The 10958-nt window shown below is 64.2% G+C and carries 7 protein-coding genes; 4 read left to right on the forward strand and 3 right to left on the reverse strand.

The window, feature by feature from the left end; translation table 11 throughout:
• The first annotated feature begins 50 nt into the window (after window positions 1–50).
• Genes LH20_RS06740 through LH20_RS06750 form a run of 3 tightly spaced genes read left to right on the forward strand, consistent with a single transcriptional unit; the run spans window position 51 to window position 5853 of the window.
• On the forward strand, window positions 51–1238 hold the full coding sequence (locus LH20_RS06740) for an efflux RND transporter periplasmic adaptor subunit (protein ID WP_053553549.1): 1188 nt from the start codon (window positions 51–53) through the stop codon (window positions 1236–1238).
• Window positions 1235–4435 carry an efflux RND transporter permease subunit gene (locus LH20_RS06745; RefSeq protein WP_053553550.1) on the forward strand — a complete coding sequence of 1067 codons (3201 nt, stop codon included), beginning with the start codon at window positions 1235–1237 and terminating at the stop codon, window positions 4433–4435. The genes LH20_RS06740 and LH20_RS06745 overlap by 4 nt, the downstream gene beginning before the upstream one ends.
• Complete coding sequence (locus LH20_RS06750; protein ID WP_053553551.1) at window positions 4435–5853, forward strand: efflux transporter outer membrane subunit; 1419 nt, start codon at window positions 4435–4437, stop codon at window positions 5851–5853. The genes LH20_RS06745 and LH20_RS06750 overlap by 1 nt, the downstream gene beginning before the upstream one ends.
• Window positions 5854–5923: 70 nt before the next feature.
• On the opposite strand, the gene LH20_RS06755 is transcribed toward LH20_RS06750, so the two are convergent.
• A complete protein-coding gene (locus LH20_RS06755) occupies window positions 5924–7036 on the reverse strand; it encodes a GGDEF domain-containing protein (RefSeq protein ID WP_083455334.1) in 1113 nt (370 codons plus the stop codon).
• Between the two features lie 152 nt (window positions 7037–7188).
• Between LH20_RS06755 and LH20_RS06760 the strand changes: the two genes are divergently transcribed.
• The gene (locus tag LH20_RS06760; RefSeq protein ID WP_053552719.1) at window positions 7189–8493 is read left to right on the forward strand and encodes an IS701 family transposase; all 1305 of its coding nucleotides are present in this window, start codon (window positions 7189–7191) and stop codon (window positions 8491–8493) included.
• Window positions 8494–8535: 42 nt separating this feature from the next.
• Here the strand turns inward: LH20_RS06760 and LH20_RS22845 are convergent.
• Window positions 8536–9305, reverse strand: a protein-coding gene (locus tag LH20_RS22845; protein WP_144423544.1) for an IS5 family transposase whose coding sequence is annotated in 2 segments (ribosomal slippage) — window positions 8536–8990 and window positions 8990–9305 — 771 coding nt in all. Because the reading frame shifts where the segments join, the coding sequence is not laid out codon by codon here.
• A gap of 72 nt (window positions 9306–9377) precedes the next feature.
• Window positions 9378–10952, reverse strand: coding sequence for a sulfatase family protein (locus LH20_RS06775; protein ID WP_053553554.1), 1575 nt, complete (start codon window positions 10950–10952; stop codon window positions 9378–9380).
• Window positions 10953–10958: the final 6 nt, after the last annotated feature.

Here is a 10958-nt window from a genome sequence, read left to right on the forward strand (position 1 = left end):
CCCTCCCTGCCGCGCGATGCCGAACCGCCCTGACAGAAAAGAAAAATGCTATGCTCAAGCGCACTCTCCTGGCGCCACTGATCCTTTTTTCGGTGCTTGTTTCCGCCTGTTCAGGCGGGGACACGTCGCAGGGCGGTCCCCCCGCGCTGCCCGTTACCGCTGCCAATCCGCTCGTGAAGGAGGTAACCGAATGGGATGATTATGTCGGCCGCTTCGAGGCGATCCAGAGCGTGGAGGTGCGTCCGCGCGCCTCGGGCTATCTGACACGATCGCATTTTTCGGACGGACAATATGTGCGGGCAGGTCAGCTGCTGTTCACGATCGATGCGCGTCCGGCGCAGGCTGCACTCGATCAGGCGCGCGCGCAGCTCGCGCGCGCGCAGGCAACGCTTGCCAATGCGCGCACCGAGCTTGCGCGCTCCGAAACGCTCGCGGCGTCACAGGCGGCGAGCCGCGAAGAGGTCGAGCAGCGCCGCGCTGCGGTGCGTACGGGCGAGGCCGATGTGGCAGCAAGCCGCGCCGCGATCCGCGCCGCCGAGCTCAATGTCGGTTTCACGCGCGTGACCGCGCCCATCTCGGGCCGTGTATCGCAGCGGCTCGTCGATCCCGGCAATGCCGTCACAGCCGATCAGACGGTTCTGACGACCATCGTATCGACCAATCCCTTGCACTTCAGCTTCCAGGGGTCCGAGGCGAGCCTGCTCGCCTATGAGCGGCAGGGCGACACGCTCGAAGGCTCGCCGGTGCGCATTCGCCTGCAGGGCGAGGAGGCGTATAGCCGCACGGGCAAGATCGATTTCGTCGACAATGCGCTGAGCACCGGTTCGGGCACGATCACCGTGCGCGCGCTTGTCCCCAATCCCGACGGCAAGCTGCGCCCGGGGCTTTTCGGGCAGCTTCAGCTTGCCGCCTCGGCGCCGCGCGCGGCGATCCTCGTTCCCGACACCGCGATCGTCACCGACGCTGCACGCCGCGTCGTCTATGTTATCGGTCCCAAGGATGTCGTGCAGGCACGCCCGGTCACGCTCGGACCCGTCATCGATGGCCTGCGCGTCGTGCGCACCGGTCTCACCGCGAAGGACCGCGTCATTGTGAACGGCATCCAGCGCGCGATGCCGGGCAAGCCCGCCAAGGTAGAGGCGGGCCGCATCCTCCCGGATGGTAAGGTGGTCACGAGCAAGGCCGCGCCGCCAGCGGGTACATCCAAGGCAGCGCCCGCGAAGGACGCGGCCAAGTGAAGTTCAGCCGCTTCTTTGTCGACCGTCCGATCTTCGCGGCGGTCATTGCGATCTTCATCACGCTGATCGGGGCTTTCTCGTACCCGCAGCTTCCGCTCGCGCAATATCCCGAGATCGCCCCGCCGACGATCGGCATCACCGCCGCTTATCCGGGCGCATCGCCCGACACGATCGCCGAGACGGTCGCATCGACGCTCGAGCAGGAGATCAACGGCGTCGAGAACATGCTCTACATCCAGTCGTCATCGACGCAGGGTGCAGCTCAGATCACCGTGACCTTCGAGCCGGGCACCGATCTCGATGCCGCGCAGGTTCTGGTTCAGAACCGCGTCGCGCTTGCCGAACCGCGGCTTCCCGAGCAGGTGCGCCAGATCGGCGTCCAGGTGAACAAGCAGGAAACCGGCTTCCTGATGATCGTCGCGCTGACGTCGACCGACCCCGCGATCGATACCGATTATGTCGGTAATTTCGCGAACTCGACATTGCGCGACCGATTGCTTCGCCTCGAAGGCGTTGGCGGCGTGCAGATATTCGGCGGCGGCTATTATTCGATGCGCGTGTGGATCGACCCCGACAAGGCCGCCGCGCGCAACTTGACCGCAACCGAGATTGTCGCCGCGCTCCAGAGCCAGAATGTTCAGGTTGCCGGCGGGTCGGTTGGCGCGCCGCCCTATGGAAAGGGCAATCCGGCGTTCGAATTGCCGGTCGAGGTGCCCGGCCGCCTCGTGACGCCCGAACAATTTGCGAATGTCGTTATCAAGACCGACACGCAAAACGGGGCGATCACGCGGTTGAAGGATGTGGCCCGCGTTGAGCTTGGGAGCCAGGATTATGGCGTGCGCGGCGTGTTCAACGGGCAGGAGGGGGTCGGCATGGCCGTCATCCAGCAGCCCGGTGCCAACGCGCTCGATGCCGCGAATCTCGTCTTGCAAGAGGTCGAGGCTGCCTCGAAGGATTTTCCGCCGGGCCTTGAATATCAAATCCCCTTCAACCCGACCGAATATGTCCAGGCGTCGGTAAGTGCGGTTCAGGAAACGTTGGTCGAGGCGCTTGTCCTCGTCGTCCTCGTCGTGCTCGTCTTCCTCCAGACCTGGCGCGCCGCGATCATCCCGATCGTCGCGATCCCGGTCGCGCTCGTCGGCACCTTCGCGGTGCAGCTCGCACTCGGCTTTTCGATCAATTCCCTCTCGCTCTTCGCGCTCGTCCTTGCGGTCGGGATCGTTGTCGACGACGCGATCGTCGTCGTCGAGGCCGTCGAAAAGCATGTGCGCGCGGGTCTCAGTCCGCGCGAGGCGGCGCACCGGACGATGGACGAGGTATCGGGCGCCCTCATTGCCATCGGCCTCGTGCTCGTCGCGGTGTTCGTACCGACCGCGTTCGTGCCGGGCATTCCGGGTATCTTCTACCAGCAGTTCGCGGTCACGATTGCCGCCGCGACGGTATTTTCGCTGCTTACCTCGCTCACCCTGTCGCCCGCGATGGCGGCGCTGCTCTTGAAGCCGCACGAGGAGGGGCGCGAGGAAGAGCCTGCAAATCCGGTTCTCCGCGTCGCACGCCGCGCGGCCGACAAGTTCAACCATGCCTTTGATACGCTTTCCGAACGCTATGGTCAGACGACGGCAAATCTGGTGCGCAAAGCCGGGCTCATGCTCGCCATCTATGCGGTGCTGCTCGCGCTCACCGGGTGGCGTCTGACCGCAACCCCGACGGGCTTCATTCCCGATCAGGACCAGGGCGTGCTGATCGGCGTCGTCCAGCTGCCGCCCGGTGCATCGCTCGACCGCACGAGCGAGGTTCTCGCGCGCGCACAGCAGACCGTCCTGGGTCTCAATGGGGTCGACGGCATCGCGACCTTTGCAGGGCTCGACGGCTCGAGCTTCTCGATGGCCTCGAACGCCGGCACGATGTTCATCCGCCTCAAGGACTGGGAGGAGCGCGGCAAGCAGCTGAGCGCCGCTGCGCTGTCCGGCCAGCTGTCGGGCGCGCTCGCGGGCGCACTCCCCGAGGCCAATGCCTTCGTCATCGCACCGCCCGCGGTGCAAGGGCTGGGCAACGGCAACGGCTTCACCATGATGATCCAGGCGACCGGCGGCGGGAGCTATCGCGAGCTTGAGCAGGCGACCGGCGCGATGATGGGCGCCGCATCGCAAAATGACCAGGTGCAGCAGGTCTTCTCGCTGTTCAACACCGGAAGCCCGCGCATCTTTGCCGACGTCGACCGCGACAAGGCGCAGATCCTTGGGGTTGATCCAAGCCAGGTCTACGCGGCGCTCGGCACCTATCTTGCCTCGACCTATGTTAACGACTTCAACTTTCTCGGCCGTACCTTCCGCGTGACAGCGCAGGCGGAGCCGACCTCGCGCGCGCGGATCGAGGATGTGGGACGGCTTCAGGTCCGGTCCACCTCGGGCGAGATGGTGCCCTTGTCGTCGGTCGCAACCTTCCGCGACGACAGCGGGCCGACGCGCGTGGTGCGCTATAATCTTTTCCCCGCGGTCGAGCTCCAGGGGCAGGCGGCGCCCGGCGTCTCCTCGGGGGCGGCGCTGGGCGTGATGGAAGATATTGCCGCGAACACGCTCCCTGCCGGGTTCGCCTATGAGTGGACAGGGCTTGCCTATCAGGAGAAGGCGGCGGGAAGCAGCGCGGTGCTGATCTTCCTCCTCGCGGTGGTCTTCGTCTTTCTCGTGCTGGCAGCGCAATATGAATCGCTGCCGCTGCCGCTCGCGGTGATCCTCATTGTGCCGATGTGCATCCTCGCGGCGATGATCGGGGTCAATCTGCGCGGGATGGACAATAATATCCTGACCCAGGTCGGTCTCGTTGTCCTCATCGCGCTGGCGGCGAAGAATGCGATCCTCATCGTCGAATTCGCCAAGCAGGGCGAGGAAGAGGAGGGGATGAGCAAAATGGAGGCCGCGGTCCATGCCGCGCGCTCGCGTCTGCGCCCGATCCTGATGACCAGCTTCGCCTTCATCTTCGGGGTGATCCCGCTCGCGATCGCGACCGGGCCGGGACAGGAGATGCGCCAGGCGCTCGGCACCGCGGTTACCTTCGGGATGCTCGGGGTGACCTTCTTCGGACTGATCTTCACTCCGGTCTTCTATGTCGTTTGCCGCGAGATCGGCGAGCGGACGAAGGCGTGGGTAAAGCGCCGGAGCCACAAAGCAGGCGGCGACAAGCCGCTGGAGGCTCAGTGATGATGCGTTCCTTCCTTCTTGCCGCCACCGCCGCGCTCGCGCTGTCGGGCTGCACCGCCGGACCTGCCTATGTTTCCCCGGTGCCCGCTGCACCCTCGCAATCGCCTTTTGTCGAGGGCGAAAAATCGCCCGTCTTCACTGGCGATCAGCCGCCGGGCGAATGGTGGAGCCTGTTTCGCGACCCGGCGCTCGACGCGCTCGTCCAACAGGCGCTCGCAGCGAACACGGACTTGCGCGTCGCCGCCGCCAACCTGGCGCAGGCGCGCGCGGTGCTAAAGGAAGCGAAGGCCGGTCGCCTGCCGACGACGAGCGTCAGCGCGAGCGGCGCCTACGCGCGTCAGGGTGGAAGCACGACCGGGATCGGGCCGGTCGAAGGCGAAACCTATGATGTGGGGCTCGATGTCGGCTATCAGGTCGACCTCTTCGGCCGCGTCGAAAGCGCAATCCGCGCAAGCCGCGCTGACGCGGAAGTCGTGCAGGCAGCCTTCGATTTGACGCGCATCACCGTCGCCGCCGAAACCACGCGCGCATACGCCGACGTCTGCGCGTTCAACCGCCAGCTCGCAGTAGCCAGGGACACGCTGCGCATACAGGAGCAGACCTTCGATCTGACGCGCCGCCTCTTCGAGGGTGGGCGCGCGACCCGGCTCGAGACCGGACAGGCGGGGGCGCTGCTTGAGCAGACGCGCGCGACGCTGCCGACGCTCGAGGCGCAGCGCTCGGCAGCGCTCTACCGGCTCGCGGTGCTGACGGGGAGACCGCCGGCCGAAGCGCCCAAGACCGTGCTGCAATGCCAGGCACCGCCCGCGCTCGACCGGCCGATACCCGTCGGCGACGGCGCCTCGCTGCTCGCGCGGCGTCCCGACATCCGCCGCGCGGAGCGGGAACTCGCGGCCGCAGCAGCGCGGGTCAATGTCGCGACCGCGGATCTTTACCCGAGCATCAGTCTTGGAGGTTCGATCGGCTCAACCGCAGCGTCGATTTCCGGGCTCGGCTCCTCTGACGGCTTTCGCTTCTCGCTCGGTCCGCTCATATCGTGGAATTTTCCGAATATGGTCGCCGCGCGCGCGCGCCTCAAACAGGCCGAAGCCGGCGCCGATGCGGCGCTCGCGACCTTCGACGGGACCTGGCTCTCCGCCCTGCAGGAAACCGAAAGCGCGCTTGCAGCCTATGCGGGCGAACTCGATCGGCTTTCGGCGCTTCGCCGTGCGTCCGAGGAAGCTGGCGAGGCCGCGCGGATCGCGCGGCTGCGCTATCAGGCGGGGCGCGAGAATTTCCAGGTCGTGCTCGACGCTGAGCGTTCGCTGGCGCAGATCCAGGCGACAATTGCCCAGTCCGAGCAGCAACGCTCGACCTATCTTGTGGCCCTGTTCCTTGCGCTCGGCGGCGGGTGGCAAGAGGCGGCAACCGGCGCTTGATCCAAGCAGGGGTGGAGCATCCCCCCATAGCTCCACCCCCGGCCTCGCTGCGCTGCGCGAGGCTACCTCGTCACGCGATCTCGACGCGATTTCGGCCCGCTTCCTTGGCGCGATAGAGCGCATCGTCGGCCGCCTTCAGCGCCGCGCGCGGGTCGGGGTATCCGAACACATCCGCGACGCCGCCCGAGAAGGTGACAACGCCGAAAGGCGTGTCGGTCTTGCGGTTGACGAGGCGGCGATCAGCGAGCCGTTCGCGCGCGCCGTCGAGACGCGCGGCCGCCTCGGCAGGGGGCAGGCCGCGGAACAGCATGACGAATTCCTCGCCGCCATGCCGTGCGACGTGACAATTGTCGTCCGAGATCTGCGCGAGCGTGTCGGCAATGACCTTGAGCACCCGGTCGCCCGCTTCATGGCCGTGCGCGTCGTTGATCGCCTTGAAATTGTCGATGTCGCAAAAGGCGACGCTCAGCGCCACGGGGGTCTCGCGCGCTTCGCTATAATGGCGTTCGAGCAGCGCCTCGAAAGCGCGGCGGTTGGGAAGGCCCGTGAGATAGTCGACTTCGGCGTCGCGCTGCGCGCGAGCGAGGCTGCGGCGCAGCGATTTTGCCTCGTCCTCGCTGCGGCGCATTTCGTCCTCAGCCTTGCGCGTGCGTTCGAGCATGGCTTTGGCAAGGTCGGCAAGGCTCGACACGATCTTGCCGGTCTTTTGCAGCCGCTCGAGGTCGGTGAGATGCTCTTCAAGCTCGCTGCCATAGTCGCGCGTCATCTGATGCGCGGCCCTCGACCGCGTCTGGAACGCGTCGAGATTGGTTTCGAGCCGTGCCATCAGCCGGTCAAGATCCGCGCGGGTCTCGTGCTGCGTTTCTTCGCTGGTGACCTCGTTGATCCACTGCTGAGTCACGCCTTCGCGCGATTGGCTGCGCCTTGCAATCTGGCGCGCAAGCTGCGGATTGCGCCCCGAAAAGGCGCTATGGGCAATGAGCAGATTGGCGGGCGAGACCTCAAGGTCATGCTCGATCAGGAAGCCTCCTATGGCCGCGACGAGGGCGCGGCGCGCCTGCAGCACTCCATCAGGGTCAGGTGCATCGCTCGATGCGGGCGCGTCGCTTCGGGGACGGCGCAGCCCTAGCCAGCCGAGGAGCCGCCCGACCGGCTCCTGCGATATCGTGCTTCCAGTGGTCATGCGACGATTAACGGGCGCATGCCAGCCACTTTAAGCGCGCCTGGGCCTTAGGGCGCAGACCCTAGCACTACTTTGGCAGAAATGTGATTTTTGGGATTCCCAAAAGGAGATTTCCCTGATTCATGGGGAGCCAGCTTTTATGGAGGCTGGCGATGTCAGAGGATTGGCGCAATGATCTTGAGGTTTGGCTGACGCCATTTTTGTCGGCGTTGCGGCACAAGGCGCGGAAGCGTGTGTGCCCGGCCTATATCGCGGGATTGATCGGCCCCGGTGACCGCAAGAGCGTGCAGCCGATGGCGGCTCGTGATGGTGAGTTTGGCTACGACCAACTGCATCATTTCGTCGCGGACGGGGTGTGGGATAGTGCGCCGCTCGAGGCTGTTCTTCTGAAGGAAGCCGATCGTCTGGTTGGAGACGAAGCGGGATATCTGGTCATTGACGATACTGCCTTGCCGAAGAAGGGCCGTCATTCGGTCGGCGTGGCTGCGCAATACGCCTCCTCCCTTGGCAAGACCTCGAACTGCCAATCCCTCGTTTCGGTGACGCTAGCGTCCGGGGAGGTTCCGGTGATGGTGGGCCTGCGGCTCTTTTTGCCTGAAAGCTGGACGGACGACGCCCCCCGCATGGAGCGCGCCCGTGTCCCCCAGGAGCGACAAGTCGCTCGCACAAAGCCGGAGATCGCTATCGAGGAGATCGATCGGGTCATTGCCTCGGGCACTCGGTTCGGCTGCGTTCTAGCCGACGCCGGCTACGGGGCGAGCGGCCCCTTCCGCCAGGCTCTGAGCGAGCGTGGTTTGCGGTGGGCGGTGGGCATGTCACGGCGTCAGAATGTCTATCCGGCAGACACCGGGCTGATCTTTCCCGAGGCAGCAACAGGCAGGCGCCGCAAATATCACGTCCCCGACCGCACCGCCGTTTCTGCCGAAAAGATGCTGGGAGAAGAAAAATGGAAGAAAATCAGCTGGCGACGCGGGACCAAAGGCAAGCTGACCTGTAAATTTGCGGCATGCCGCGTCCGGGTGGCCGATGGCCACAGGCACCGCATGAGTGACGGGCGGGTCCAGGCCATGCCCAGCGAGGAGGAAGTCTGGCTGGTGGGGGAACGGCGCGAAAGCGGAGAGCAAAAATACTATCTCTCGAACTTGCCAGCCGACACGCCGATCAAGGCGCTCGCCGGTGCCATCAAGGCGCGGTGGATCTGCGAGCAGGCGCATCAGCAGCTGAAGGAGGAACTCGGTCTCGACCACTTTGAGGGCCGATCATGGACCGGACTACACCGACACGCGCTGATGACGATGATCGCCTATGCCTTTCTTCAGTCCCGCCGTCTAAGCGCAGCGGGGCGGAAAAAAAAGAAACTCGGGACCGCCGCCGCAACCGACCATGCCTGCCGTCAGGCAGGCGATAATCAACCTCTTCGCAAGACCGCCACCGACGATCTGCCCTCACTGCAATAAACTGGTTACAGCGACCGATCCGAATAATCTGCCAAAGTAGTGCTAGGCCGTAGACTCATAAGCGTTGATCCAGAGGCGTGCTGAGAAGAGCTTGATGGCAGCGAGGAAGTTGTCGGCACGCTTGTCGTATCGTGTGGCCAAGCCTCTGGCGTGTTTGAGTTTTCCGAAGAAGCGTTCGATCAGGTTGCGATAGCGGTAGAGGAATGGGCTGAAGGCGAAGCCCTGTCTGCGGTTTCGCTTGGCGGGGATGTTGGCGAAGCCTCCTTGTGCCGTGATTTGCGCGCGAATGGCGTCGCTGTCATAGGCCTTGTCGGCGAGGAAGGTGCTGCCTTCCGGCACGGCGCCGAGCAGCGGATCGGCCTCTCTGCAATCGCTCGCCTGCCCTTCGGACAAGTGCAGCTGGATCGGCAGACCCCGTCCATCGACCAGAGCGTGGATCTTGCTCGTCAAGCCGCCGCGGGAACGTCCCATGCAGCGATTTGGGTCCCCCTTTTTAGGGTCGCACCATGCTGATGGACCCGGATGGAGGAACTGTCGATCATCACCAGTTCGCCGTCGAAAGCCTGCGAGACCGCCGCCAAAAGCCGATCCCACACACCCGCTTTGCGCCAGCGGACGAAGCGGTTGTAGCAGGTGGTGTGCGGACCATAGCGCTCGGGAATGTCAGCCCAGGGGCTGCCGGTGCGAAACCGCCACAATATCCCGTTGATCACCCGGCGATCATCCACCCGCGGTACGCCGCGTGGCTTGTTGGGAAGCAGCGGCTCGATCACCGACCACTCGAAATCGGTCAGCTCAAAACGACGACGCATCTGCAAGGCTCCTTTCCCGAGCCTTGAATCAATCAACCTCGCTTTACGCAACACCGTTTATGAGTTTACCGCCTAGTTCAAGGGCGCGTCCACGGCAGGTCCATCCTTGTCGCCATATTGGCGGCGCAGCGCAGCAAGTTCTTTCTTCATCATCGCGATCCGGCGCTGCATCGCAGGGTCATCGATGCGATTTTGCACCTCGTGCGGATCGCTTCCAAGGTCGTAAAATTCCCAGGCGTTGATATCTTCGCTGTAGAAACGGACGAGCTTGTAGCGATCGCTGCGCATTCCATAGTGCGCGCGGACCGAATGGAAGCCGGGGTATTCATAATAATGGTAATAGACGGACGTGCGCCAGTCCGCGGGCGTCTTCCCTTCAAATAGCGGCAGGAGCGAGCGGCCCTGGACCGTGTCCGGCGGAGTAACGCCCGCGAGCGCCAGGAAGGTCGGCGCATAGTCGATATTCTGAATAGGAGCCGAGACCCGGATCCCGGCGCGAATGTGGCCGGGATACTGGACGAGGAAAGGCGTGCGCAGCGATTCCTCATAGATGAAGCGCTTGTCGAACCAGCCGTGCTCGCCGAGATAGAAGCCCTGGTCGGAGGTGTAGACGACGAGCGTATTTTTCGAAAGCCCGCTCGTCTCGAGATAATCGAGCACGCGCCCGACGCCTTCGTCCACCGCGGCAACAGTTGCGAGATACTGCTGCATGTAGCGCTGATATTTCCATAGCGCGAGGTCGCGGCCGGTGAGCTTGGCGGCATTCATCCGGTCGTTATCGGCTTGCATCGCTGCGTCCCACTGCGCCTGCTGATCGTGCGTCATGCGGTCGAAAGACCCCGGCCAGCGATTATAGCGAAGCCGCGCGGAGCCTTTCGCGATCGTCATCTTGAGGTCATGCCCCTCGTACATGTCGCGGTAGATGTTCATTTCCTGCGCCGCTGCCGCGCGCCGCCCGGCATAATCGTCGAAAAAGCTGTCGGGCACCGGAAAGGTCACACCCTGATATTTGGTCAGATGGCGCAGCGCCGGCATGAAATTGCGGTGGGCCGCCTTGTGGTGGATGAGGATCGCAAAGGGCTTGGACTTGTCGCGGCCATTCTTCAGCCAGTCGAGACTGTAATCGGTGATGAGGTCGGTGGCATAGCCCTCGACGATGCTGCGCCCCCTGGGCGTGATGATGTCGGGATTATAATATTCGCCCTGGTCGTCGAGCACCTTCCAGTCATCAAAGCCGATGCCGGCGGGCGAGGCATTGATGTGCCATTTGCCGAACATCGCGGTCGCATAGCCCGCCTGCGACAGCGCGCGGGGCCATACCCACACCCGATTATCGAAGCTCGTTCCATTTTGCGTGAAGCCGTGCGCATTGCTCTGCCGCCCGGTCAGCAGCGTCGCGCGGCTCGGTCCGCAAAGTGAATTGCCAACGAAGCTGTTGGTGAAGATCGCACCATTTTTGGCGATCCGGTCGATGTTGGGGGTCGGCGCGAGCTTCGAGACAGCCGATCCATAGGCCGAGATCGCCTGATAGGCGTGATCATCGGACATGATGTAGACGATATTGGGGCGCGGGTCAGGCTTCGCCTGCGCGGCGCCTGTGAAGACCAGGGAAAGGGCAAGGGCAGCAATCGGGAGGGGACGGCGCATCGCGTC

It is taken from the genome of Sphingopyxis sp. 113P3 (genome assembly GCF_001278035.1).
In the GTDB taxonomy this organism is placed as follows: Bacteria; Pseudomonadota; Alphaproteobacteria; order Sphingomonadales; family Sphingomonadaceae; genus Sphingopyxis.